General features: G+C 59.0%; 19 protein-coding genes. 4 read left to right on the top strand and 15 right to left on the bottom strand.

Annotation, left to right across the window (positions count from 1 at the left end):
* Nucleotides 1-10 precede the first annotated feature (10 nt).
* From FDM28_RS06580 to FDM28_RS06510, 15 genes are all read right to left on the bottom strand, one after another.
* Nucleotides 11-1,270 (bottom strand): NnrS family protein, encoded by a 1,260-nt coding sequence (locus FDM28_RS06580; RefSeq protein ID WP_240791926.1) that lies wholly within the window; start codon nt 1,268-1,270, stop codon nt 11-13.
* Complete coding sequence (locus FDM28_RS06575; protein ID WP_138514342.1) at nt 1,267-3,708, bottom strand: adenosylcobalamin-dependent ribonucleoside-diphosphate reductase; 2,442 nt, start codon at nt 3,706-3,708, stop codon at nt 1,267-1,269. Before FDM28_RS06575 ends, FDM28_RS06580 begins: the two co-directional genes overlap by 4 nt.
* Complete coding sequence (locus FDM28_RS06570; protein ID WP_276611855.1) at nt 3,705-4,148, bottom strand: putative zinc-binding protein; 444 nt, start codon at nt 4,146-4,148, stop codon at nt 3,705-3,707. The genes FDM28_RS06575 and FDM28_RS06570 overlap by 4 nt, the downstream gene beginning before the upstream one ends.
* A complete protein-coding gene (locus FDM28_RS06565; protein WP_138514340.1) occupies nt 4,145-4,855 on the bottom strand; it encodes a carbonic anhydrase in 711 nt (236 codons plus the stop codon). Before FDM28_RS06565 ends, FDM28_RS06570 begins: the two co-directional genes overlap by 4 nt.
* Nucleotides 4,852-5,700: a peptidylprolyl isomerase gene (locus FDM28_RS06560; RefSeq protein ID WP_138514338.1), complete on the bottom strand. Its 849-nt coding sequence runs from the start codon at nt 5,698-5,700 to the stop codon at nt 4,852-4,854. Before FDM28_RS06560 ends, FDM28_RS06565 begins: the two co-directional genes overlap by 4 nt.
* 13 nt (nt 5,701-5,713) lie before the next feature.
* The gene (gene narI, locus FDM28_RS06555) at nt 5,714-6,445 is read right to left on the bottom strand and encodes a respiratory nitrate reductase subunit gamma (RefSeq protein WP_138514336.1); all 732 of its coding nucleotides are present in this window, start codon (nt 6,443-6,445) and stop codon (nt 5,714-5,716) included.
* Nucleotides 6,442-7,119: a nitrate reductase molybdenum cofactor assembly chaperone gene (gene narJ / locus FDM28_RS06550; RefSeq protein ID WP_138514334.1), complete on the bottom strand. Its 678-nt coding sequence runs from the start codon at nt 7,117-7,119 to the stop codon at nt 6,442-6,444. Before narJ ends, narI begins: the two co-directional genes overlap by 4 nt.
* Before the next feature lie 13 nt (nt 7,120-7,132).
* The gene (gene narH / locus FDM28_RS06545; RefSeq protein WP_138514332.1) at nt 7,133-8,665 is read right to left on the bottom strand and encodes a nitrate reductase subunit beta; all 1,533 of its coding nucleotides are present in this window, start codon (nt 8,663-8,665) and stop codon (nt 7,133-7,135) included.
* A 22-nt stretch (nt 8,666-8,687) separates the two neighbouring features.
* Nucleotides 8,688-12,482, bottom strand: coding sequence for a nitrate reductase subunit alpha (locus tag FDM28_RS06540; protein ID WP_138514330.1), 3,795 nt, complete (start codon nt 12,480-12,482; stop codon nt 8,688-8,690).
* Nucleotides 12,483-12,578: 96 nt separating this feature from the next.
* Nucleotides 12,579-14,207, bottom strand: coding sequence for an MFS transporter (locus FDM28_RS18165; protein ID WP_138514328.1), 1,629 nt, complete (start codon nt 14,205-14,207; stop codon nt 12,579-12,581).
* Between the two features lie 9 nt (nt 14,208-14,216).
* Nucleotides 14,217-15,485, bottom strand: coding sequence for an MFS transporter (locus FDM28_RS18160; RefSeq protein ID WP_138514326.1), 1,269 nt, complete (start codon nt 15,483-15,485; stop codon nt 14,217-14,219).
* A gap of 158 nt (nt 15,486-15,643) precedes the next feature.
* On the bottom strand, nt 15,644-16,324 hold the full coding sequence (locus FDM28_RS06525) for a response regulator (protein ID WP_138514324.1): 681 nt from the start codon (nt 16,322-16,324) through the stop codon (nt 15,644-15,646).
* Between the two features lie 17 nt (nt 16,325-16,341).
* The gene (locus tag FDM28_RS06520) at nt 16,342-18,237 is read right to left on the bottom strand and encodes a type IV pili methyl-accepting chemotaxis transducer N-terminal domain-containing protein (RefSeq protein WP_138514322.1); all 1,896 of its coding nucleotides are present in this window, start codon (nt 18,235-18,237) and stop codon (nt 16,342-16,344) included.
* A 329-nt stretch (nt 18,238-18,566) separates the two neighbouring features.
* Nucleotides 18,567-19,313 carry a hypothetical protein gene (locus tag FDM28_RS06515; RefSeq protein WP_138514320.1) on the bottom strand — a complete coding sequence of 249 codons (747 nt, stop codon included), beginning with the start codon at nt 19,311-19,313 and terminating at the stop codon, nt 18,567-18,569.
* A gap of 8 nt (nt 19,314-19,321) precedes the next feature.
* Nucleotides 19,322-19,738, bottom strand: coding sequence for a helix-turn-helix transcriptional regulator (locus FDM28_RS06510; RefSeq protein ID WP_138514318.1), 417 nt, complete (start codon nt 19,736-19,738; stop codon nt 19,322-19,324).
* Between the two features lie 11 nt (nt 19,739-19,749).
* On the opposite strand from FDM28_RS06510, the gene FDM28_RS06505 reads away from it, so the two are divergent.
* The 4 genes from FDM28_RS06505 (at nt 19,750) to FDM28_RS06490 (ending at nt 24,677) form a co-directional block, all read left to right on the top strand.
* Nucleotides 19,750-20,076 carry a DNA-binding protein gene (locus tag FDM28_RS06505; RefSeq protein ID WP_206021927.1) on the top strand — a complete coding sequence of 109 codons (327 nt, stop codon included), beginning with the start codon at nt 19,750-19,752 and terminating at the stop codon, nt 20,074-20,076.
* 157 nt (nt 20,077-20,233) lie between these two features.
* Entirely contained in the window at nt 20,234-20,983 is a 750-nt protein-coding gene (locus FDM28_RS06500) for a TnsA endonuclease N-terminal domain-containing protein (protein ID WP_138514316.1), read from the top strand.
* 203 nt (nt 20,984-21,186) lie between these two features.
* Nucleotides 21,187-23,403 carry a transposase family protein gene (locus FDM28_RS06495; RefSeq protein WP_138514314.1) on the top strand — a complete coding sequence of 739 codons (2,217 nt, stop codon included), beginning with the start codon at nt 21,187-21,189 and terminating at the stop codon, nt 23,401-23,403.
* On the top strand, nt 23,400-24,677 hold the full coding sequence (locus FDM28_RS06490; protein WP_170211631.1) for an ATP-binding protein: 1,278 nt from the start codon (nt 23,400-23,402) through the stop codon (nt 24,675-24,677). Before FDM28_RS06495 ends, FDM28_RS06490 begins: the two co-directional genes overlap by 4 nt.
* Nucleotides 24,678-25,212: the final 535 nt, after the last annotated feature.

The raw sequence follows: 25,212 nt of genomic DNA, 5'->3' as shown, positions 1-25,212 counted from the left end.
CTTGTACACGTCAGCCGCCACGCCCGTCAGGGCGCAGTCGACCATACCAACTGACCAGGCGTCCGCCCCACAGGGTCATAAGGCAAAACCAGGCCAACGCCGCCAGCAACAGCAGCCAAGCGCCGTGCGCGCCGGACCATGCGGCCAGTACCCGCACCACAGTGGCGGCCTGCAGCCCCCAAAACAAGGTCCACACGGCACCATCCGCTACCAAGGCACGACCACTGTGGCCAGCAGACACCCGGGTCACCATGGCCAGCATCAGCGAGGCCAGGCAACCCATGGTCAGCGCATGCAGCGCACCCAGCGGCAGCACTGTTGTGCCAGTGATCCACCCCGTCCACTGGCTGGACCCTGCCAATACCAGCGCCACCCCCAGCCACATAAAGCCGATATGCAGCATGGCCAATAAGCGGTTTTTGAAACTTTGTACCAGGCCCCACTTTCTAGCCAGCCAGAGCAGCACCGCGCCCGCGGCCAGCTCCAGCGTTCCCCGCAGCAGCAGCCACACATTGCCCCAGGCTGCGTCGGTCGGCTGCAGCAGGTCCAGCCAGGCGGCCAGTACTTCCAGCACCACCACCGCCAGCATGAGGCCCAGCGCCCAGAACGGCCGCCACGCAGCCAGCTGCGGCATCGCACTGGAGGTGAAGAAGGGAATCATGCGGTGGGCCACCACCACATAGACCGCCACCACAAAGCCCCACAGGCCGGTGAGCACACAGGCCAGGGCCACGGCATCGGCCCCGGCCCATACGCTGGCGGTCAGGCCTAACAGGCTGGCACAGCCCACGCCGCAGGCCTGCGCAATCACCAATGCGTGCAGAGTGTCCACCACCGGGCTGCGCGCCAGCAGACGCCAGAACAACGCACTCATCCACAGCAGCCCCGCACAGGCCAAGGCCAAGCCGCCCAGCCCCAACGCCAGGTGCCAATGCGCACCGGCCAGCCACAGCAGCCAGCCGCTGGCCTGCAAGAGCAAAGGCGCCAGCAGCTGCGGTGCCGCTGGCGGCGCCACGCCCAGCCACTTGGGGCCCGCCGTGAACAAAAAACCGGAGAAGAACAGCGGAATAAAGCCAAACGTCATGACCGCCCCATGCACCAGCGAGGGCGAGAGCACATAGGCCAGGCCCAGCGCGCCGCTGAGCCGGTCCCACTGCACCAAGGCCCACCACAGGCCGGCGCACCACAGCAACACCATGGCTAGAAAAAACCCCAAGCGGTGCGGCGCCAGCAGCAGATGGCGCAGACGCCAAGGCAGTGCGGCGCTCATCCGCAGGTCCCCACATGGCCGCACTGGGTGCAGTAGTCGCAACCATCCTTGCGGATGACGGCATAGGCGCCGCATTCGCCGCACTTTTTGCCCACCATGACCGGGCTGGCAGACGGGGTGCTCAGGCCCAGGCTGTCGTCGTCGGCCGCGTCCACCGCCTGCGGCACATCGGCCTGCGCCTGCCGGCGCGCAATGATTTGCTGCAGTGCGTAGGCAATGGCGGCCACCTCCGAGTCGTGCCACAGCGGCACCTGGCTGCCGTCCTGCTTGGTGTAGTGGCCCAGGCGCACCGGGCCGCGGTCCCAGGCGACCTTGCGCATGTCGCGCAGGGCCCGCTCCAGAAAGCCCCCGCGCGCCGCCAGCGAGAGCAGGCGCATGCTGGAGGTGATCCACTGCTGTGACTCACCGCTTTGGCCCAGGGGCATGAAGAACTCGATGGCGCGCTCCACGGTCCCGCTGCCATCGGCGCTGGGCACCGGCAGGAAAGAGACCAGCAGGTACAGGGTTTTGTGGCCCTCCTGCGTCCAGTACTCCACCTTCTCGGCCACCGCAGCCAAGGCACCTTTGGGGCGTTTTTCGATCACCGCCCTCATGGGATCTGCGCGAGCAGCTATCAAATCAGGAGCATTCTCAGACTCTGCCGCAGGCGCAGACGTGACCTGCAGCACGGAGCCGAGGATGGCGTTGGGCCGGTAGGTGGCCAAGCCCTTGAGCCGCGCCTGCCAGGCCTGCAGGTACAGGCCCTTGAAATCTTCATAGGGGTAGTCGGCCGGCACGTTCACGGTCTTGGAGATGGCCGTGTCCACCAGCGGCTGCACCGCCTCCATCATGGCGATGTGGTCTTGCGCAGCCATTTCCAGCGCAGACACAAAGCTGGCAGGCAGTTGGTTCACATCGCCGCCTTGTGCGCGGTAGACGCGCCAAGCATGGTCTTCCACCGCGTATTCGCTGGTGCTGCCATCGGCCTCGCGTTTTTTGCGCGTGTAGGTCCAGGAGAACGCAGGCTCGATGCCGTTGGAGGCGTTGTCGGCAAAGGCCAGGCTCACGGTGCCGGTGGGGGCGATGGAGAGCAAATGGCTGTTGCGAATGCCGTGCGTGCGGATGTCAGCCTGCAGGGCTGCGGGCAGGCGACTGGCAAAGGTACCCTCCGCCAGGTAGCCGTCTGCGTCAAACCGGGGAAAGGCACCTTTCTCTTGCGCCAGAGCCACGGACGCCGCGTAGGCACTGTCGCGCATGCAGCTGGCAATCTGCACGGCCAGGGCGCGGCCCTCAGCGCTGTCGTAGCGCAGGCCCAGCAGGGTCAGCGTGTCGCCCAGGCCGGTAAAGCCCACGCCGATGCGGCGCTTGGCGGCGGCCTCGGCCTGCTGCTGGGGCAGCGGCCACACCGTCACGTCCAGCACATTGTCCAGCGCCCGCACCTGCAGGGCCACGGACTGGGCAAAGCCCGCAAAGTCAAACGCTGCGCCGCCGCCCTGGCCAAAGGGGTGCTGCACAAAGCGCGGCAGGATGATGGGCCCCAGGTCGCAGCAGCCATAGGCGGGCAGCGGCTGCTCGCCGCAGGGGTTGGTGGCTTCTATGGTTTCGCAATAGGCCAGGTTGTTGTCCTGGTTCATGCGGTCCAGAAACAGGATGCCAGGCTCGGCAAAGTCGTAGGTGGAGCGCATCACCGCGTCCCACAGAGTGCGGGCCGGTACGGTGGTGTAGACCCAGCGCCCGTCGGCACGCTGGCGCGCCCCCTGCGCCAGCAGGGCCGCACCGGGCCTGGCGCGGTGCACCAGCTCCCAGGGCGCATCGGCCTGCAGGGCCTGCATGAAGGCATCGGGCACACCCACCGACACATTGAAGTTGTTCCAGCGCCCCGGCGTGCGCTTGGCGGTGATGAACTCCAGCACATCGGGGTGGTCGATGCGCAGCACGCCCATTTGGGCCCCGCGTCGCGCCCCCGCGCTCTCCACCGTAGAGCAGGACTGGTCGAACACATTGATATAGCTGCAGGGGCCTGAGGCCAGCGAGGCCGTGCCTTTCACATCGGCCCCGCGCGGGCGGATGCGCGAGAAGTCGTAGCCCACACCACCGCCGCGGCGCATGGTCTCGGCGGCTTCGCGCAGCGCTTCGTAGATACCGGGGTAGCCGTCGTCGTCCAGGCCCTGGATGCAGTCGCCCACGGGCTGCACAAAGCAGTTGATCAGCGTGGCCTGGATGGTGGTGCCGGCCGCGCTCATGATGCGGCCCGCACCGATGGCGCCTGCGCGGAGGTTGCCCAGAAACAGCGCCTCATAGTGCGCGCGCTGCTCCGGGACTTCGGCGCTGGCCAGTGCGCGCGCCACACGGCGATACACATCGTCGGCGCTGTTTTCACCGAGTTTGAGGTATTTCTCGGCCAGCACATCCTCGCTGATGGGCTGTGCGGTGTCGGAGTTCGGGCCGTGGGAGCTCATAGTGTTTCTTTCTTGGGAATCACGTCCACAGGTGCGGACGCCAGGGTCTGTTGCAGGGCCGGCAGCACCACTGTGGTCCACACGGCCTCGCTCTCGGCGCTGCTGGGCAGGCGGTGCAGGTCTTTACGCACACCGTGGTCCGACAGGTCCACATGCACGGTGGGCTGCACGCTCTGTTGGGCCAGCGCGTGGCGCACGCAATGCAGCGGGCAGCCGTCCAGCGCCAAAATGGGACGGCCGGACCGGGCGGTACGCGCCAGCGGCTTGACGCCTGCGCCCACGCCTGCGATGCAGGACATCTCGGCCAGTTCGGCGTGGTCCAGGCGCAGCGCCATCTGGTTGGACAGTTGGGCCGCACTGGAGCAGCCCGAGCAGGCATAGACAAGGGGCAGGCTGGCATACCGCGCCCGCAGCGCCTGGGGAGACAGGTCTTCCATCATGGCAAATCCTCCTCCGGTACGGTAAAAGCCTGGCCGTCGTACTCCACATAAGGCTGGTAGGGGCCGGTACCGCTATTGGACGCCGTGGAGGCTGGCACAAAGCCGGCTTTTTGGGCATCAAACACATGGATCTCGCCGTCTTCAATGACGTAATGCCAGCCATGCAGTGTGAGCCGGCCCGCCTCCACCTCGCGGCGCACCATAGGGTAGTCCATCAGCCGCTCCAACTGCAGCACCACCGAGCGTTGCTCGGTGCGCAGCAGGGCTTCTGGACTGCTTTGTACGGGTAGCAAAGCTTCTTGCGCGAGCTTGAGCCAAGCCTGCAGGGCCCGCGCTTCGTCGGGGACCCCATCGTAGGCGGCGCGGATGGCGCCACAATGGCTGTGGCCGCAGACGATGATGCGCTCCACATGCAAGTTCAGCACGGCGTACTCGATGGCCGCAGTCGTGCCATGCAGACCATGCGAACCGTCGTAGGGCGGCACAAAAGCACCGACATTGCGCACAATGAACAGCTCGCCCGGGCCCGCACCGGTCAACAGGTAGGGCACCAGGCGGGAATCGGAGCAACCAATAAACAAGGTTTTGGGGTGCTGCCCGTCTGCCACCAGATCCTGGAAGCGCTGCTGGTGTAGCGGAAAGTAATTGGAATGGAAGCGACGCAGCCGCAGCAGCAGCTCGTCAGGGGCTGGCGTCGCTTCGCTCATTGCACCAGGGGGGAGTCGGCCCGCTCCAGGTGCACCCCTTCCACCAGAGACTGGCCTACCAGCAGGCTCATGTACTGGTGCAGGGCCTTGGCGCGAGACTGCAGCGTGAGCTGGGCCGCAATGCGCTCGCGCACTTCTTCGTACGGGGCCTGCTTGCCCTTGCGGGTGGCCAGCACCCGAATGATGTGAAAGCCAAAGCGGGTGTGGATGAGCCGCGGGTGCACGCCCAGCCCCAGACCCGCCGGGGCCTGGTGGAACAGCTCGTTGGCCAGCTCGGGCGCGCAATCGTGCGGCTGCAGCCAGCCCAGGTCGCCGCCTTGGGTGCTGGTGGGGCAGTTGGACAGCTCGGCCGCCAAGGCCGCAAAGCGGTCGGGCGCCACGTCTTTGCCCAGCAATTCAATCAGGGCCTTCTCGGCTCGCACCGTCAGGGCATGCACATTCACGCCGGGCGTGACGGCAAACAGGATGTGCCGCACATGCACCGCCTGCCCCACCACAAACTGGGCCTTATTGGCCGTGTAGTAGCGCAGGCATTCGTCTTCGGTGGGCTGCGGGCTTGTGACGGCTGCATCGAGCATGTCTTCCAGCACCTTGCGCTCCGCGTCGTTCAGCACCGGCGCGCTCAGGCCCTTGCTGCGCTGCAGCAGGCCGGTCTTGACCGCCTGCTGGCGCAGCAGCTCGGTATAGGCCAGCTCTTGCAACGTCTGCACGTCCGGCTGCTCGCCCGGCGCATGCAAAGCGATACCGTTGATGCTGGGCACGGGCCCAGCACTCTGGGCCGCCGCGGTGGCGCAGTGGCAATTGCCACTGCCGCAACCGCCAGAAGAGGAGGTGGAGGTATTCATGGAAGGGCTCCTTTCAACGGTGGGTGTGGCTGCGGCTCATGGGGTCGCGGGGCGTCATGCCGATGCGGCGGCTGCGCACCAACTGGTAGGGGCGCACCAGGTAGGCAACAGTGCCAAATCCGCTCCACACATGCACCAGGCGGGTAAACGGAAAAATCAGGAAGATGGACATGCCCAGAAACATGTGCGCCTTGAAAATCCAACCCGCCTCGGCCAGCAGCTCGGGCGCACCAGCGCGGAAGGTGACGATGCGCTGGGCCCACTCAGCCAACTTCATCATCATGCCGCCGTCCAGGTGTTGGGCCGACAGCGGAATGGTGGCCAGGCCCAAGGCCAGCTGCAGCCACAGCAGCACCAGCAGCACGATGTCGCTGGTTTTGGAGTTGGCCCGAATACGCTCATCGCTCAGTCGGCGGTGCAGCAAGAGGCTAACCCCAATGAAACCCAGCAGACCAAACGCGCCGCCCGAGACCATGGCCACCAGTTGCTTGGCGCCGGCGCTGATAAAGGGCTCGTACAAAAAGTGCGGCGTCAACATGCCAAAGCTGTGGCCAAAAAACAGAAACAACACGCCCACATGGAACAGGTTGCTGCCCCAGCGCAGCTGGCCGGCACGAAGCAGCTGCGAAGAGTCGCTCTTCCAGGTGTATTGGTCGCGGTCAAAACGCAGCAGGCTGCCCAGCAGAAACACGCTCAGGCAGATGTAGGGGTAGATGCCGAACAGGAAATTGTCGAGGGGGTTCATACAGAGACTCCTTGCGAAGCAGCGGCTTTGCGCACGATGTGGATAGGCTGGGCCTCGCCCGGGCGAGCCTGGCCTTTGGTACTGCAGCCATCAAAAGCTTCAGGCTCTGCCCAGCTGTCGTCCAACGGCTCGTCGGCGGCAAAGGGCACGGCCTGCACGCGCTGGCCGGCCAGCTCTAGTACGGCGGCCACTGCTGCGGCATAGGGGCTACCGCGTTTGAGCAAGGCGCTGAAGATGGACGTGAGGATGTGGGCCATTTCTCCCAAAAAGTCCTGGGCGAGTTGTGGTGGCTGCGTGGAGGCGAATTCCAGCACCACACACAGGTGGTCAGGCAGTTCCTCGGGCGCCAGGTGCAGGCCCGCCTTGTCGTAGGTTTGTGCCAAGTCCACCATGGCGGGGCCGCGGTCACGCGAGTCACCATGCACATGCTCAAACAGGTGCAGCGAGGTGGCGCGGCCCCGGTCGAAGGTTTCCACGTACTGGGCTTCCACCTCCAGCGGGTCGCGGCGGCAGAGGTCGCCGGCCAGGCTGCGCAGCTCGGCGCGGCGCGCGGCGGGCACGCTGCCTTCCTGGTCCAGCACATCCATCAAGGCAGGCAGTTGGGCGCGCAGGGCCGCGTCAGGGTAGCCCAGCAGTAGCGCCAAGGCCCGCAGGGAATAACGATTGTCTTTCATGGGTGTCTCCTAGTCAGAGCATGGACTTGATGGGAATGGTGCGCGCCTTGCTGCCACCGAACAGGCTAGTCTCGGTCGCGCCATCGGAGCAGCCATTGCCGAAGGAGAAGCCGCAGCCGCCGCGCAGGTCAAACGCGTTTTCGGCGTACTCTCGGTGGCTGGTGGGGATGACGAAGCGGTCTTCGTAGTTGGCAATCGCCATGATCTGGTACATCTCTTCCACCTCGGCCACGGTCAGGCCGGTTTGCTGCAGCACGGCCAGGTTCTCGATCTGGTCCACATGCTTGCTGCGCTGATAGGCGCGCATGGCCAGCATGCGTTCCAGCGCCCGCACCACGGGGCCGCAGTCACCCGCGGTGAGCAGGTTGGCCAGGTACTGCACGGGAATGCGCATCTGGGCAATGTCGGGCAGCTCGCCATTGGGCCCGATGTGGCCGGCGTTGGCCGCTGAGGTAATGGGCGAGAGCGGTGGCACGTACCAGACCATGGGCAGCGTGCGGTACTCAGGGTGCAGGGGCAAGGCCACCTTCCACTCCACGGCCATCTTGTAGACCGGGCTCTTGCGCGCGCCTTCCAGCCACGCCTCGGGAATGCCGTCCTTGCGCGCTTGGGCAATGACTTCGGGGTCGCTTGGGTCCAGGAAGATGTCGAGCTGTGCCTGATACAGGTCCTTCTCGTTTTCCACACTGGCGGCCTCGGCAATGCGGTCAGCATCGTACAGCACCACACCCAGGTAACGGATGCGGCCCACGCAGGTCTCTGAACACACGGTGGGCTGGCCAGCCTCGATGCGCGGGTAGCAAAAGATGCACTTCTCGGCCTTACCGCTCTGCCAGTTGTAATAAATCTTCTTGTAGGGGCAACCGGAGACACACATGCGCCAGCCGCGGCACTTATCCTGATCGATCAGCACGATGCCGTCGTCCTCGCGCTTGTAAATAGAGCCGCTGGGGCAGCTGGCCACACACGCTGGATTGAGGCAATGCTCACACAGGCGAGGCAGATACATCATGAAGGTGTTCTCAAACTGGCCCACCATGTCCTTCTGGACCTGGTCGAAGTTGGCTAGGTTGGCATCCTGACCGCGCTTGCTGAACTCGCCACCCAGGATTTCTTCCCAGTTGGGACCCCACTCGATCTTCTCCATGCGCTTGCCAGTAATCAGCGAGCGCGGCCGTGCCGTGGGCGCGGCCTTGGTTTCCTTGGCGGTTTGTAGGTGGTCGTAGTCGAAAGTGAAGGGCTCGTAGTAGTCGTCAATTTGCGGCATGTTCGGGTTGGCGAAGATACGCATGAGCAGCTTCCACTTGCCGCCTTGCTTGGGTTCGATCGAGCCATCGACTTTGCGAACCCAGCCACCGTTCCAGCGGTCCTGGTTCTCCCAGTCCTTGGGGTAGCCAATGCCGGGCTTGGTTTCCACGTTGTTGAACCAGGCGTATTCCACGCCGGGACGGCTGGTCCAGACGTTTTTGCAGGTGACCGAGCAGGTGTGGCACCCGATGCACTTGTCCAGGTTCAGCACCATGCCGATTTGTGCGCGTACTTTCATTGTGTTTCTCCTTGCGTGCGCGTTACTTCTGAACCGTGTCGGTGCCTTCACCGTCCAGCCAATCGACCTTGCGCATCTTGCGCACCACCACAAACTCGTCGCGGTTGGTGCCGATGGTTCCGTAGTAGTTGAAGCCGTAGCTGAACTGCGCGTAGCCGCCGATCATGTGGGTCGGCTTGGTCACGATGCGCGTCACCGAGTTGTGGATGCCGCCACGCGTGCCGGTGATCTCGGCACCGGGGGTGTTGATGATCTTTTCCTGGGCGTGGTACATCATCACCATGCCCACTTTCACGCGCTGGCTTACCACCGCACGGGCTGCAATGGCGCCGTTGGTGTTGAACAGCTCCACCCAGTCGTTGTCCACAATGCCGGCGCTCTTTGCGTCGTCCTCGCTGAGCCAGATGACCGGGCCGCCGCGGTTGAGCGTCAGCATCATCAGGTTGTCGGTGTAGGTGGAGTGGATCCCCCACTTCTGGTGCGGTGTGATGAAGTTGAGCGATATCTCTTTGTTGCCATTGGGCTTGCGGCCCATGATGTCGCCCACGGTCTTCAAATCCACCGGCGGGCGGTAGCTGGTGAAGCCCTCACCAAACGCGATCATCCAGGGGTGGTCCAGGTAGAACTGCTGGCGACCGGTGAGGGTGCGCCATGGGATCAGCTCATGCACATTGGTGTAGCCCGCGTTGTAGGACACTGTCTCGCTCTCGATGCCGCTCCAGGTGGGCGAGCTGATGATCTTGCGCGGCTGGGCCTGGATGTCGCGGAAGCGGATCTTCTCGTCCTCGCGGTGCAGGGCCAGGTGGGTGTGGTCGCGGCCGGTTTGCTTGCCCAGGGCCTCCCAGGCTTTCACGGCCACATGGCCGTTGGTCTCGGGAGCGAGCTGCAGCACCACTTCGCAAGCGTCAATGTCGGTTTCGATTTTGGCCAGGCCTTTGGCTACGCCTTCGGTGTGTACCTTGCCATTGAGCTCCTTGAGCTGGGCCACTTCGGTCTGGGTGTTCCAGGCAATGCCCTTGCCGCCATTGCCCACTTTGTCCATCAGCGGGCCCAAGGCGGTGAAGCGGGCGTAGGTGTTGGGGTAGTCGCGCTCCACCACCTGCACCTGCGGCGCGGTCTTGCCGGGGATGAGATCGCATTCGCCCTTCTTCCACTCGGCCACGCCAAAGGGCTGGGCCAGCTCGGCAGGGCTGTCGTGCATCAGCGGGCTGAGCATGACTTCCTTTTCCACGCCCAGGTGGCCCACGCAGACTTCGCTGAACGCTTTGGCGAAGCCCTTGTAGATGTCCCAGTCGCTCTTGCTTTGCCAGGCTGGGTCCACCGCCGTAGAGAGTGGGTGGATGAAGGGGTGCATGTCGCTGGTGTTGAGGTCGTTTTTTTCGTACCAGGTGGCGGTGGGCAACACGATGTCGGAGTACAGGCAGGTGGTGCTCATGCGGAAGTCCAGCGTGACGAGCAGGTCCAGCTTGCCTTCGGGGGCTTTGTCGTGCCACTGCACCTCGGTGGGCTTGGCCTCATCGGCGCCCAGGTCCTTGCCTTGCACGCCATGGGTGGTGCCCAGCAGGTGCTTGAGGAAGTACTCGTGGCCTTTGCCGCTGGAGCCCAGAATGTTGGAGCGCCAGACAAACATGTTGCGCGGCCAGTTGGCGGGGTGGTCCGGGTCTTCGCAGCTCATCTTGAGGCTGCCGTCTTTGAGCGACTGCACCACATGGTCCTTGGGGTCCAGGCCCTTGGCCTGCGCGTCTTTGACCACCTGCATGGGGTTGGTCTGCAGCTGCGGCGCACTGGGCAGCCAGCCCATGCGCTCGGCGCGCACGTTGTAGTCGATCAGGCTGCCACCGAATTTGGCCTTGTCGGCCAGAGGCGAGAGGATTTCTTCCACGCCCAGCTTCTCGTAACGCCACTGGTCGGTGTGGGCGTAGAAGAAGCTGGTGCTGTTCATCTGGCGGGGGGGGCGCACCCAATCCAGCGCAAAGGCTAATGCAGTCCAGCCGGTTTGGGGGCGGAGTTTTTCCTGGCCTACGTAGTGGGCCCAGCCGCCGCCGCTCTTGCCGATGCAGCCGCACATCATCAGCATGTTGATGATGCCGCGGTAGTTCATGTCACTGTGGTACCAGTGGTTCATGGCCGCACCGATGATGACCATGCTCTTACCCTGGGTCTTGTCGGCGTTGTCAGCAAACTGGCGGGCCACGGCAATCACCTGGTCGCGCTTCACACCGGTGATCTTTTCCTGCCAGGCAGGGGTGTAAGGGGTGTCGTCATCAAAGCTCATGGCGGCGTTCTCGCCGGGCAGGCCGCGGGCGACGCCGTAGTTCGCGACTGTCAAGTCAAACACGGTGGCGACCAGCACCTCGCGCGATTCGCCGCCCTGGTTCAGCGTGACCCGACGGACCGGCACCTTGCGTACCAGCACATCGCCGGTTGCAGTGCTCTGCTTGTTGGCGTCGAAGTGCGGGGTGTCGATGCCACCGAAGTACGGGAAGCCCACGTCGCCCACCTCGTAGTGGGGCTGCTCGCCCTCCATCAGGCTGAGCTTGAGTTGCACTTCGGTGTCGCCCTGAGCTTCCTTGTTTTCGAGGTTCCATTTGCCGATGTCGTCGCGCTCGGCGGCCCCCCAGCGGAAGCCGATGGAGCCATTCGGCAGCACCATGGCGTCGTTCTGGTCCAACGCCAAGGTCTTCCAGTCCGGGTTGTTGCTCTGGCCGAATTGGCCGCCCACGTCGCTGGCCCGCAGGTAGCGACCGGGCACCATCACGTGGCGGCCATCGGGCAGCGTGCGCTCCTCCAGCTGCACCAGATTCGGCATGTCGGTGTAGCGGCGCACGTAGTTGTCAAAGTACGCGCTGCGCTTGTTGAAATAGAACTCTTTGAGGATGACGTGGCCCATGGCCATGGCGACTGCCGCGTCGGTACCCTGCTTGGGGTGCATCCACAGGTCGGCGAGCTTGCTGATTTCGGCGTAGTCGGGGGTGATGGCCACCGTCTTCGCGCCCTTGTAGCGCACCTCGGTGAAGAAGTGGGCGTCGGGTGTGCGGGTCTGGGGCACGTTGGAGCCCCAGGCGATCAAGAAGGTGCTGTTGTACCAGTCGGCGCTCTCGGGCACATCGGTCTGCTCGCCCCAGACCTGCGGGCTGGCCGGTGGCAGATCGCAGTACCAGTCATAAAAGCTCATGCACACGCCGCCGATCAGGCTCAAGTAGCGGCTGCCGGCGGCGTAGCTCACCATGCTCATGGCCGGAATGGGCGAGAAGCCGATGATGCGGTCCGGCCCGTACTGCTTGGCGGTGTAGACGTTGGCGCTGGCAACCAGCTGGTTGATCTCTTCCCAGGTGCTGCGCACAAAGCCGCCCAGGCCGCGCTGCTTTTGCCAGTCCAGCCGGGCGATGGGGTTTTCGACGATGCTGGCCCAGGCGTCCACCGGGCTCTTGGCCACCAGCAGGGCCGCCCGCCAGTGCTTGAGCAGGCGGGCGCGGATCATGGGGTACTTCACCCGGTTGGCGCTGTACAGGTACCAGCTGTAGCTGGCACCGCGTGCGCAGCCGCGTGGCTCGTGGTTGGGCAAATCGGGGCGGGTGCGGGGGTAGTCGGTCTGTTGGGTTTCCCAGGTGACGATGCCGCCCTTGACGTAAATCTTCCAGCTACAGCTGCCGGTGCAGTTCACGCCGTGGGTGCTGCGCACAATCTTGTCGTGGGCCCAGCGGTCGCGGTAAGCGTCTTCCCAGGTGCGGTCTTCGCCGGTAGCCACGCCGTGGCCATCGGCAAATGTTTCTTTGGGAGCCGAGAAGTGGCTCAGTCTGTCCAGAAAGTGGCTCATGGAGATCCCTTGTTGGTCAAAATTTTTGAATGAAATAGGGCTCTAGCGCTCGTGGAATATGCGCAAGAAGCTATGTATTTAGGAGCAATAGGGTGCTTAGGGGTTCTGGATTTCTGCGCCCTTGCGCAGGTAGAACCACCAGTTCAGCACCAGGCACACGGCGTAGAACACGGCAAATCCGTAGAAGGCGTATTGCGGTGTGCCGGCCTTGATTTGCTGGCCGATGAGCACGGGGGCAATGAAGGCGCCGTAGGCCGCCACCGCCGAGGTCCAGCCCAGCACCGGGCCGGCCTGCTGGCGGTCAAAGATGAAACCCACGCTGCGGAAGGTAGAGCCATTGCCAATGCCGCTGGCGGCAAACAGCACGATGAACAAGCCCATAAAGGCCATGAAGTGCTGCTCAGGCGTGGGCGACTGGTAGGCCTGCAACATCACGTAACCCACCGCGGTCGAGGCCAGCACCATGATGGCCGAGATGATTTGCGTGACGATGGAGCCGCCCACCTTGTCCGAAATCCAGCCGCCCACGGGGCGGACCGCGGCGCCTACAAAGGGGCCAATCCAGGCGTAGGTCAGGGCGGAGGGGGCATTGGGGTTTTTGAGCGTGTGCTGCAACACACCGGCAGCATCGGGGATGTGCTGGAAGCCAAAGATCACGGTGATGGCCAACGGCAAGGCCATGGAGAAGCCAATGAAGCTGCCGAAGGTGACCACGTACAGCGCGGTCATGCTCCAGGTGTGCTTGTTGCGGAAGATGGCGAACTGCTTTTCCACGTTCTCGCGCATGGCGCCAAAGGCCGCCACCCGCATCATCAGCACGGCGGCCACGATGTCCAACGGAATCGCCACCCACATGTTCAGCAAGCCCAGGCCGGTAGGCGCTGGCAGGTACAGGTACAACATGCCGATGGACGGAATGAAGGCCAGCGAATACAGGTAGGTGATCTTGGCAAACGCCACCACCGGGTTGCCGGTTGCGGGTGACACGGTTTTGAGGTTGCTCATGCCCCACCAGCACAAGATGGACAGGGGAATGAGCGACAGCACCCAGGCAAAACCAGCGTTCTGGATGTAGGTGGGCGTGCCTGCGGCAATCTTGCCGAAGATCCAGCCACTGTCCTTGACCAGCGCCTTGGCTTCTCCGCCGAAGGCGCCAAACAGGCCGATAGTCATCACCAGCGGAATGACGATCTGCATGGTGGTCACACCAAAGTTACCCAAGCCCGCGTTCAGGCCCAAAGCCGTGCCCTGCAGCTTTTTGGGAAAGAAGGTGCTGATGTTGGACATGGAGCTGGCAAAGTTGCCGCCCCCCACGCCCGACCACAGCGCCATGAGCTGGAACACCCACAGCGGCCACTCAGGGTGCTGCAGCGCCACGCCGGTGCCAATGGCCGGGGCCAGCAGCATGGCGGTCGTCAAAAAGATGGTGTTGCGTCCACCCGCCATGCGAATCAAAAAGCTGGCCGGGATGCGCATGGTGGCACCCGAGATGCCAGAGATGGCCGTCAGCGTGAACAGCTCCGCCTGGGTAAAGGGGAAGCCCAGGTTGAGCATCTGCACAGTGATGATGCCCCACATGCCCCAGACAGCGAAGCCACACAGCAGGGCCGGGATGGAGAGCCAGAGGTTGCGGTAGGCGATGGACTTGCCAGTGCTTGCCCAGAAGCGCTCGTCTTCCGGGCGCCAGTCGGCAATGTCAGCGCGCGAAGGTGTGGTGGTGCTCATGGTGGCGTCCTAGCTTTGGAGGGAAAAGTTCTTGGCGTTCTGGCCCATGACTTCGGTCTTGCGCACCTCGGTCCAGTACATCCAGATGAGCGACACCCAGACCACGCCGTACATCAGCATGAAAGCGCTGGAGCGGATGCCGGTCAGGTCCATCAACACGCCGAACAGAATGGGCAACACAAAGCCACCCAAGCCGCCGGCCAGGCCCACGATGCCGCTGATGGCGCCGATGTTGTGCGAGTAGTCGTCGCTGATGTACTTGAAGACGCTGGCCTTGCCGAAGGCAAACGCAATGCCCAGGATGAACATCAAGCCGGTGAACACATAGACGTTGAGGCCGATGTGGAAGGTGCTGGGGCCGTTCACGGTCATCACGGTGAAGTCGGTCTGCGGGTAGGACAGCAGGAACAGGCAAATCCAGCTCACCCACAGCACCCACCAGGTCACGCTGTGGGCGCCGTATTTGTCCGACAGCACGCCGCCAAAGGCACGCAACACGCCACCGGGCAGCGAGAAGCAAGCCGCCAGCAGCGCCGCCACGCGGATGTCCAGACCGAACTCGCCCACGTAGTACTGCACCATCCAGAGCGCCAGCGCCACATAGCCGCCAAACACAATGCTGTAGTACTGGCAGTACTTGATGACCTTGGGGTCCTTCAGTGCTTTGAGCTGATCGGTGAACTTGACGTTGTTGGGCACCAGGTGCGCCGGGTCACTGTGGCTGAACAGCCAGAACAAGACCAGCGTACCGAGCATGATGGCTGCGTACACCTGCGGCACCATGGCCCAGCCGAAGGCCACCAGGATGACGGGGGCCACGAACTTGTTGACCGCCGAGCCTGAGTTGCCCGCGCCATAAATGCCCATGGCGGTACCTTGCTTGGCCTTGGGGAACCAGCGCGCCACATAAGGCGTGCCCACCGAGAACGATCCACCCGCCAGGCCCACAAACAGGCCGATGGTGATGAAGTGCCAGTATTCGGTGGCGTAGGCCATCAGCCAGATGGCCGGCACCGTAATGGCCATCAGCACCGCCATGACGATGCGGCCACCAAAGCGGTCGGTCCAGATGCCCAGCGGCACGCGGATCAGCGAGCCGGTGAGCACCGGCGTGGCGGTGAGCAAGCCGAACTCGGTGGCGTTGAGGTTCAGCATTTTCTTGATCGGGATGCCGATCACGCCGAACATCATCCACACCATAAAACACACGGTAAATGCCAGGGTGCTGACGATCAGCACCGACCAGGCTTTACGTGCGTTGCTTAAATCAGAAGCCATATTCCATCTCCTAGGGATGGAATGACTGTCGCGGTTTGTGGGCTGCTTGCCCATACGCCGTTGGAACAAGTAGCAACCGGAAAAGAACTATGCCCCAATTTTCAGGCCTAGTTCTAAAGGCTTAGTGACCGTCGAATGGTCAAGAAGACTGATCTAAATCAAACCAATCCTTGTGCGGCTGCGTAAACAGCAGCTTGCACTCGAGAAGTTAGCTGCAGCTTGCGCAGGATAGCTTGCACGTGAACCTTGACCGTAGTCTCGGCAATATCCAATTGACGAGCAATTAGCTTGTTACTGTCTCCGTGCGCAACAAGCAACAGAATTTCTCGTTCACGGGCAGACAAGGCATTCTCCAAGCTTGGACGTGTATCTGCCATTGGAGACAAGACCTCCTGCCGGGAAGTCACCATTTGCTTAGTACGGAATGCGGCCACGAACTTTGTCATCATCTCAGGGCTTATCACCGGCTCACCTGCTAGCACACGCACAATTGCCTGGCAAAGCTGATCAGACTCCACAGTCTTAAGTAGATAGCCATCCGCCCCAGCCTGCATTGCAGCAGCCAAATCCTCTTCGTTCTCACTCACGGTAAGCATTAGGATGCGAGCGCGAGCAAAAGCCTGTTTAAGTGCACCGATGCCGTCGATCCCGCGTACCCCCGGTAAGTGGTTATCCAGCAAAACCAGGTCGGGTTCTATTTGTCCCGCAGATCGCAGCGCCTGACCCAGATCAGCGGCTTCACCGACAACATCGAAACGACCATCCTGCTTAAGAAGCGCAATGAGTCCACGACGAAATAAGTTGTGGTCATCGACGACCAACAGTTGAATCAGGCGCATGAGTTAATCCAGTAGAGTCAAAGTGCCAACGCAGCTGGCGTGTTCACAGGATGTTCTGGTAAGCGGAGCTGAACACGAGTTCCCTTTCCAAGCGTTGAACTAACGCTCACCGTCGCACCAATCGCCTGGGCGCGCTCCTTCATGATGTGTCGTCCGACGTGCTGACTGCCAAGCATCGCATCGGTGGGAAAGCCGACGCCATTGTCCTGAACCGTAAACGACCAGAACTGCCCCTTGTCAACCTCGAGCACGACTGCTGTTGCATGCGCGTGTTTGCGTACGTTGGACAGGGCTTCTTGTACAACGTGCAAGACCTGCACCTGAACGTCTGAGGGCAATGGTAGGCCCGCTCCTTTTACTGCGATTTCTGTGTGTATTCCAGTTTGATGACGGAACTTCTGCAGAGTTTCCTGCAGCGCAGCCTCGATGTCGTCTGTGTTGGTGCGGGTTCGGAAATGCACTAGCAACTCACGTACATCACCAATACTTTCCTTCAAACCTGCATCGAGTTCGTCCAATGCTGCTTGCATCTGCGGGCCTTGTTCCTTGTCTGCGGCACTACGAAGCAGCTGCACCTGAATTTTTAAAAAAGCCAATGACTGCGCAATCGAATCGTGCAGTTCCCGCGCCAGCAAAGCTCGCTCCTCTCCCACTGCGGCTTCTCGCTCCAATGCCGACGCGCGCAGTCCCTCCAGTGCGCTGGCCAAATGGCTTGCCAAAGCATCTACAAGCACCTCTTCGTCTTTAGACAATAAGACTGTCTTTCGGTAGAACAGATCAATTTCACCGAGCAACCGGCTCTGCAGCCGGATGGGCACACTCACTAGGCTTTCGTAACCCGCCTTTGCACAGTGGCGCATTGGCGCGGCGTCAGCGTTCTGGATAGGTATCACACGTGTACGGGCTTCCTGCTGCAAGCTACCACAAGCACAAGCACCGGCTAAAAGGCTGCGTTCTTCATCCAGCATGTCTTGCGGAAAACAGTCCGATGCCAACATCAGATAGCGCTGATTCGCATCGTCAGACCAACGCAATGTCACAGCGTCGGCCCCCATCACAACGCGCAAACGCTGAGCAAAGCCCTTCGACATTTCCTCAATTGAATTTACGCCTGCCAAAAACGCACTAAAGTCATACAAGGTCTCGATACGCGCGCGCTGCGCCTCAATGTGCTGAGTTTTTAATTGCACTTGGGCTTCCAATCCATCCACCATATCTTGCAAGCGTTCCGCCATGCCATTGAAGCCTTCGGCAACCAATCCAAATTCATCTTTGCTATCCACTTCAATGCGTGCTTGAAAGTCTCCCTCCTCTACACGTCGTAAACCTTTCTGCAATTGACCCAGTGGATTGATCACGTACAGATAGCCGGTGTAGAGCATGACGACTGCGGCAAAGATGGCCAGGACCATCATCACAAACTGAAACAAGTTCAGCAGGGCAGTCAGCTTGGCAAGCTGGTGTTCTATGGAACTGACCAAGGCATCAATTGCGGCAACGAGCGCATTTGTGGAGAGAAGAATTGCGTCGGGCTGCGCTGCGACACCCGATACCCAACCAGCTCGCTGTTCGGTCCAAAGGTCTTGCACTGCGTTGAACTTGCGTCTTACCACCGGATCCCAGGGCACAAATAGAGGTCGAGATGGATCGCCTTGTTCCAGAATTCGCAAGTTCTGGTCAAAGTCAGCGATACGCGCCATCCGTTGACTCTCGGCAATGCCAGCTTGAATCTCGCTGGCCATGCGCCAAGTCTGCATCCGCATGCGCCCTGCTTCGTTTACCGAAGCCGCCCCACCTTCCAACTGCCAAGTTACCCAAAGTGTCAGGCCAATCGAAGTGAGCGCCACCACCAGCAAAGCGACGCCTATTCGCACCAATTTCCTGGAGAGTGATGTGCTGTTTTTCGTTGGCATGTGTAAGTCGATATTCTTTAGTGATTATCGACATGCAGCAACGATGGATATTGATATGCGTCAATTTCTTAGACGTGCATTGCAACTACAGGTCTGCTAAAATTTGGACAACATAACCGCCACGCCTCTGCCTCCAGCATGCGCAACCTTGGCGGTTTTTTTATGCATGTTTCCAGCATGAAATGCGTCGCCTCGGGAGGAATGTCCGCGGGTTTACCGGGATGGTTCGCGCTATTGAACGGCTTACGTTTTCCTCAAACATCAGCAAATTTCTAAGCTCCCCCCAAAATTGGAGCTCAGCCCGCAACGACGCTCAATGAACCTCCTAATCACCAAAGCAGCCGGACAACGAGCGGCCTCTTCACCGCGAGACGCTCAGCTTGTCTGGCATTGAAATCTAATTCCAGAAGCCTTGACAAAACCTTTGCCGCATCACGTCGTCCCCAAGTACACACCGCAACCAAATATCCAGTGAGAAGGGACCAAGATGCCAAAACAGCATCTCCAACAATTTGACAGATTGGAGACTTACATTCGCCCAATAGTGACATCAAGAGGGGTTGCAGAAGTAACACTGCCAAAATGCCAAGGGATAGTGAAATGGACAATCCAAAGTTGCCAGCAATTGGCGACAACGGTGCTGGCTCCAGCCCTTCCTCTGAAATGCGGCAACCCGGTGAATGCAGTAGTCGCCAGGCATCGCGTTCCGTCAAAAAGTCTTGCCTGATCAAATACTCCAGAAGTCGGGTACTGGCATCGTCTATATAAAACCCGAACCGAATGCGAACGACCAATGCCTTAAGTCTCACCCAATCAGACCGGCTTAGGTTGAGAGCGGTATGTGCATATTTCCTCTTGATGCAAAAGAACCGCATTGCGTGAAACGGACTGCGACGTATCTGCCACCAAGGGAAGTCTGTACCTAGCATTCGAGCATATTGCTCACCCATTTCATTCTGCTGACTGCTTTGGAGCCTTTCCAAGGCCTCCATTGGACTGTCAACTGATGGCAGTTTCGAAACCTTGCTCTCCAGCTCGATCAGCACCGCCGCCAACTTGGAATCCTGGCTCGTCATGGGTCGATTCAGGGCGTTGACTGTGACAACAAATCTACAAGAGATGGGACCTTCATCTTTGCGTCACGCGGCATGAGCTCTGCCATTCTCAACAGTTTAATAATCAGCGATCCCTTGACCTCATCCGATACTTCGAGTCGATGTTTCTCAAGTAAATCTGACACTATTGAGACGGCAACACCAAGCTGCGCGGCGTCTTTGAATGACAAAGTGACATCACCATGCTTGCCTAAAAGCACGTAGTCAACATCTACACCGACACCACTGATTGCATCCAGAAATGGAAGTGTTGGAAGGTACAGCCCCTTTTCGTATCGATTGGGTGTCATCCGGTTCGTCCCAGCAAACGCCGCAATCTCTTCCTGATTCAATTTGAGGCGCTCCCGTTCTTCCCGCAGTCGAACGCCCATGCCTTCAATTTTCATAAAGAAACCTCTTGAAAATTTCACAATTAAGTGAAAGAATTGCCACAATTATGTCGCAACACACAGTGAAGCTCAAGAATTTGGAAGAAATTCGCCAGTGCTTCGAGGAAAACGGCGTGAGCGTTGCCGAATGGGCAAGGGATAAGGGGTTTTCGTTACCACTGGTGTACTCAGTACTTAGTGGGCGAAGCCAAGCTCGTCGTGGCGAGAGCTTCAAAATTGGTGTCGCTCTGGGGCTACGACCACAACCCAAAAACACAAAGCTTTTTGAGGGGATGCGTTCGCCGTCCCTTGGTTTCGGACCTATCCACCTAATCGAGGAGGGACAAAAGGCGTAGAAAGCAAAACGCCGATCAAAAGACCGGCGCTGCCGAAAAGCTGGTGAAAACTTAACTAGGTTTCGGACCCTGGTTCAAGTATCTCCCCTTCTTTCGGCGTCGTCAAGTGCCATCCAGGTGCTGGCGCGAGCCTGCCCCAAATTTAGCGAGAGTACCCATGAACTCAGCAGTCCAAGGCACGCGTGTGCCATCCCAGTCACAACTGAAAGATGCGCGAGAAGACCGAGTCCCCAACAAAACCAAGGAACCGAAGGTCAAAGGAGAGCTAAAACGCCAACGAGCGTTTCTTCTCGAAGGACGTGGCACTGGCACTGGTGCCGACTATCGGCCATTTATCCAGATTGAGCGCAGCGGTTTTCAATCCCGGGGAAGATCACATCTTGTCTTCAACGAGACTATTGGTCGATTCCATCACTTGCTGAGCGACTTGGAGTTACTGATCTTCCTATGGATTTGGTCGCTACGGCCAGTCGACTGCCGCGAGCAGTTTCCATTGCAGGTCTATGAATATGACCCCGCGTTCCCACTCATGAAAACAAAACCCAGGGGGACTGCCGAAATAGCAGGCAGCCTGGGCTTGAAACATCCGCAGATTACCAAGACGAATCCCCGTGTTATGACCACGGATTTCTTGGTGAACTTTAGGGATGCCACCCTCTTATCCATCCATGCCAAATACCTGAAAGAAATTGAAGAGGGGCCGGAGCGCGCTCACCAACTGCGAAGTATCGAGAGGACCTATTGGGGCGATCGGAAAGTGCGTCACATCGTCATGACAGAGACGCCGTTCACTTCATTACTAGCCACGCGGATGATGTGGGCCATCGATGGAATGAAGTGGTTGGCTAAAGACATCGATGTAAACAGCATTCTGGATTGTTTGAGCAAAACTCCATCAGAAGCCTAAATTGGCGATCGTCTGAGTATCTGCGCTCAACGACTCGGCTTGAGCGATGAAACCGTAGTCATTGGGTTCAAGTATGCGGTTCTTACAAGACTCTGGATCCCGCAAAATCCCAGCCAAGACTATGACTTGGGACTTCCCTGGCTTGGGAAACGCGCTCGCACCCACAACGCGACTTCATCTCGCACATGTCGGATGCCGGGCCTATGACCACGCCCAATCAACTCATCTTGGTTCCGCCCGGTATTGCAAATTTTAGGGCTGGAATCCACCGTGTTGTGGCCGCCTCTGAGCGGCACGGGCAATTCGTCGCGCTGTTCTGGTTAGGAGAAGCCGATAAGGAAAAGACAGCAGGAATACATAAACACTGCAAGAAGCCGCGGGTTCACTCTTGGAGATCCGTTACTCAGCACCTGCAATCCCAGATGTTTCAGCACGTCCCTGAAACCGCAACCGACGCATCAAAACCGAGCAACCGGCACCGGGAATCAGCTTTGGAGCGCAAAAGCTACAAACGCAACAAAGAGATTTTGACCAGCCTTGTGGAACCCGAAACCTTGGTTGCGATGCTATGTCTCGGGTTGTGGAAAACAAAAGTAGATGAAGCTGCGGCACAGCACAAAGTAAATGCCACAACGGTAGTGCGACTTCTCGCACGCTATTTCACCCTAAAAATGGACATAGAACTGGCCAGTGAAGACCGGTATTGGTGTAGAGGGGTTCGGCGCAAAGTCACCCAAAAGTTAGGCCGACCAGCAGACCGCTTCAAGACGGGGCACCGTCAGAGTGCAGAGGGTCGAAATGTCACAGAAACAGATAAGACCTGTATCAAGGCTCACTACGAAAGTTTGGCGAATCAAACCGTTTCCAAGAGCGCGATGTACAACAGCTTTCTGTTGAACTTCGGGCCAAAGAAGATCACCACAAACCCGAATGGTGGCATAGAAATTCAGGCTGACGCTTCCATTCCGACAATTTCCGAAAGGCAGTTCAGATATCACCTGAGTCAAATTGTGGGTGAACTCAAACTGCTTCAAACCGAAGCAGGTGAGCGCAGGATCAACCTCTCACATCGACCCGCACTAGGAAGTGCCAGAGATCGCATTCCCTATCCAGGCCATACCTATATTGTTGATGCCACCGTGGCCGATGTGTATTTGATCAGCGCGTTTGATCGACGACGCTTAATAGGCAGGCCTGTCATCTATTTGGTGGTTGACGCATTCTCGTCCTTGATAGTTGGAGTACATGTGGCGCTCGAAGGTCCGAATTTGGATCAAGCACGCATTGCTATGTGTAGAGCTATTTCGGACAAAGGTCGGTGGTTGTCGTGGCTCGGGGTGCAAGAACTCGCCCACCTTATGCCGCAAGGATGCGTGCCCACGTTCTGGCTGGCAGACAGAGGAGAGCTGCACAGCAAAGGCAGTCGAGGAATTCAGCTTGAACTGAGGACAAACCTCAGTATCGCCGGCGCCTACCGAGCAGATTGGAAGGCCCTCGTTGAGCGCACCTTTGGAGTTCTCAACACAAAGTTCATTCATTGGATACCAGGTGCCGTTACAGAACGCATCCGTGAGAGGGGTACGCGTGACACCCGATTGGACGCGGTGCTGACCATCAAAGAATTCACGCGACTGCTGGTCAGACGAATTGCGATTCTGAACTTGACCAAAAACATGAGTGGCCATCTGAGCTCGGCTTTCATCACACGAGAGGTAGTTCCAAACCCACTTGGCTTCTGGTCTGATGGAATCGCCAACAAACACGGCAGTGCCGTGTTTTTAGATCACGAGACTGCAATGAGAAAGACGTTAATCCATAAGGAAGCTAAGTTAACTCGAACCGGGATCATCGACGACAAGTGGGAATACGCCGCACCATGGATGAACGACCATCCATCAGTGAAACTGGCGGGCTTTGGAGATCAATTGCCCGTCGGGTTAATAACCTCGCCGGATGATTCTTCGGCAGCTTGGTGTCTTCTACCAGAGGAAACCTTGATGCGTGAAATTCGATTCAAACGTCCACTGGCTGACGCAAATCTATTTTGCGTCGAAGACTTCCGTGAAGTCTATGAAGTGAAACGCTTTGTTGGCGAGGACATGGTAGATGACACCAAGGCCGAAAGCCTGGATATCCAGCGACAGAATGCTGACGAACTCAAGGAAGCAATAGCAGTCACGAAAGCGGCCAACCAGGCGCAACCAATCAGCAAACAGTTAAAAGGAAATGGCATCAAAGCGAATCGCCAGGCAGAGGGCGAACGAGTCGATGCAACCCAAATATCAGAGCAACCTCTTTCGCAAGCGCACGAAACACCTCCTGCAAAATCGGCGCCTATCGAAGCCGAGAGCGGAGAAAGTGAAACTGACGCCTACTTTGCACGCTTGGCCGAGCAACTCGATTCATGGGGTACCCCATGAGGGAGAAAGCAAAATACATCACCGAAGACCTGCCGCCACATTACAGGGGCAATCCGCTCATTGAAGCATTGCCTCCAATTTTGCGGCCTGCAGAACTCGACGCCTTACTGCTGAATCGCCCCGCGACCAACTTCGCAGAAATACGCAAACTCCCCATGCATATCCGCCTGCACGCCATGACGGAAATGGATGCTCTCTACATTCCTCGACCCAACTTGTCGGAAATGGAGTCGGAAATTAGCCTTCTCATGCGATCCGGCTATCTAAGGCGAAATCCTACACTGGCTAAGACTAATCAGAGCATATACACAACCCGTGAGCGCATGCGACTTCAGGGGGGATCATTTTCGTCATTACCACCTTGCCTGATTTGCACGGCACTTAGTGGGTCAGGAAAGACTAGAGCTATTCGGTCGATTCTCTCGCTGACACCGCAAGTCATCCAGCATGTGAAATACGATCGCAAAAGATTTGCACAAACCCAAATAGCCTGGCTATCGCTGGACGCGCCTATCAGTGGCTCACCACGCGGGCTCATGCTTAGATTCTTTGCATCTGTAGACAAGGCTCTGGGGCTTGAAGGACCGATGAGCTACGTCAGCCAGTACGGTCGTGTCCGCATGTCGATCGACCAACAGATACAAGAGTTCGCGCAGATTGCGTCGACTTATCACATCGGTTTGATCCACATTGATGATCTGCAGCGAGTTCTGGATGGTGGAAAAAAGCAAGGCCGTCTGATCTTGGACATGCTGATTCAACTGACGAATGTTGTGAAGGTCCCTCTGGTCTTTAGCGGCACACATCAACTCGTACGCGTATTGGCAGGTTCACTGGAAGCAGCTCGACGTTGCTCATCGGGAGGGCAAATTGACTTTGCACTTCCCTCATCACCCAAGGATCCACACTTTCTCTTGTTGGTCAAAGCACTCTCAGCTCACCAATATATGGATGAAATCGTTAAATTTGACGAAACCTGGGCAGCAAAATTCTTTGAACTCACACTGGGACTCCCCGCAGTCTTGATCTGTGTGTTCACCCAAGCGCAAAAGATTGCCTTGCGCTCGGGCGCCCGCAGTCTGGAGCTAGTTCATCTCGACATGGCGTTCGAACGCCACTGTGCTTTGCTTAAGCCAGCGTTGCTAGCGCTTCGCAGCGACGACCCCTATCGCTTCCAGGCCTACGAAGATCTCTTGCCTGCGAAAGCACAGTTGGACTTGGAGAACGCACGACTTTACCGAGCGGGAAAACTTGTTGATGTGGCCAAACGATGAACGACATTCAGCACTATCTTCCACAAGTTAGGGCTTCACTGTGTGGAAACTTTCCATCCCCGCATGCTGGCGAAACTCTTTTCAGTGTGTGCTCTCGCTTTCATCAGCTCACGGCATGGCGCAAGCAATCACTAACAGGCATCCTCCTGTTCGATGCACCTAGAGCCAGTAGAAAACGGTGTATTCCAACAGGTCTACACACTTTGACCAGCTGCCTTCCAGAAGTTTTCAGTTCGGTACAAACAACACTGCAGCACCATACGGTTGGAACACTCTATCTACGCTTTATGACGGCGGATCAGTCGCGACGTGCCTCCAATGCCTGCACTGTGCTCTTGCATGCAAGGACCAGATTTTCCTTCGACTGGGCAAGTAGCCGATTTGAACATCAGCATCCCTTGCGACTTTTGGGCTGCTGCCGGTTTCAAAGACACTTTGTTAAGGTTGTCGATGAAACAGGAGATTGCAAATGGCAACGAGAAGGCAATTCAGCCGGGAGTTCAAGGTTGAAGCTGTAAAGCTGGTAACTGAACGC

The sequence above is a fragment of the Rhodoferax bucti genome, from assembly GCF_005876985.1.
In the GTDB taxonomy this organism is placed as follows: Bacteria; Pseudomonadota; Gammaproteobacteria; order Burkholderiales; family Burkholderiaceae_C; genus Allorhodoferax; species Allorhodoferax bucti.
This window is presented reverse-complemented; position numbering and strand designations above follow the sequence as displayed.

Excerpts from the sequence above, each read along its gene's own strand:
- narJ (WP_138514334.1), bottom strand. The coding sequence starts at position 7,119 with ATGAAAGACAATCGTTATTCCCTGCGGGCCTTGGCGCTACTGCTGGGC.
- narI (WP_138514336.1), bottom strand. The coding sequence starts at position 6,445 with ATGAACCCCCTCGACAATTTCCTGTTCGGCATCTACCCCTACATCTGC.
- FDM28_RS06560 (WP_138514338.1), bottom strand. The coding sequence starts at position 5,700 with ATGAATACCTCCACCTCCTCTTCTGGCGGTTGCGGCAGTGGCAATTGC.
- FDM28_RS06580 (WP_240791926.1), bottom strand. The coding sequence starts at position 1,270 with ATGAGCGCCGCACTGCCTTGGCGTCTGCGCCATCTGCTGCTGGCGCCG.
- FDM28_RS06575 (WP_138514342.1), bottom strand. The coding sequence starts at position 3,708 with ATGAGCTCCCACGGCCCGAACTCCGACACCGCACAGCCCATCAGCGAG.
- FDM28_RS06500 (WP_138514316.1), top strand. The coding sequence starts at position 20,234 with ATGAACTCAGCAGTCCAAGGCACGCGTGTGCCATCCCAGTCACAACTG.
- FDM28_RS06490 (WP_170211631.1), top strand. The coding sequence starts at position 23,400 with ATGAGGGAGAAAGCAAAATACATCACCGAAGACCTGCCGCCACATTAC.
- FDM28_RS06515 (WP_138514320.1), bottom strand. The coding sequence starts at position 19,313 with ATGACGAGCCAGGATTCCAAGTTGGCGGCGGTGCTGATCGAGCTGGAG.
- FDM28_RS06525 (WP_138514324.1), bottom strand. The coding sequence starts at position 16,324 with ATGCGCCTGATTCAACTGTTGGTCGTCGATGACCACAACTTATTTCGT.
- FDM28_RS06520 (WP_138514322.1), bottom strand. The coding sequence starts at position 18,237 with ATGCCAACGAAAAACAGCACATCACTCTCCAGGAAATTGGTGCGAATA.
- FDM28_RS06570 (WP_276611855.1), bottom strand. The coding sequence starts at position 4,148 with ATGATGGAAGACCTGTCTCCCCAGGCGCTGCGGGCGCGGTATGCCAGC.
- FDM28_RS06510 (WP_138514318.1), bottom strand. The coding sequence starts at position 19,738 with ATGAAAATTGAAGGCATGGGCGTTCGACTGCGGGAAGAACGGGAGCGC.
- FDM28_RS18165 (WP_138514328.1), bottom strand. The coding sequence starts at position 14,207 with ATGAGCACCACCACACCTTCGCGCGCTGACATTGCCGACTGGCGCCCG.
- FDM28_RS06565 (WP_138514340.1), bottom strand. The coding sequence starts at position 4,855 with ATGAGCGAAGCGACGCCAGCCCCTGACGAGCTGCTGCTGCGGCTGCGT.
- narH (WP_138514332.1), bottom strand. The coding sequence starts at position 8,665 with ATGAAAGTACGCGCACAAATCGGCATGGTGCTGAACCTGGACAAGTGC.
- FDM28_RS06540 (WP_138514330.1), bottom strand. The coding sequence starts at position 12,482 with ATGAGCCACTTTCTGGACAGACTGAGCCACTTCTCGGCTCCCAAAGAA.
- FDM28_RS06495 (WP_138514314.1), top strand. The coding sequence starts at position 21,187 with ATGACCACGCCCAATCAACTCATCTTGGTTCCGCCCGGTATTGCAAAT.
- FDM28_RS18160 (WP_138514326.1), bottom strand. The coding sequence starts at position 15,485 with ATGGCTTCTGATTTAAGCAACGCACGTAAAGCCTGGTCGGTGCTGATC.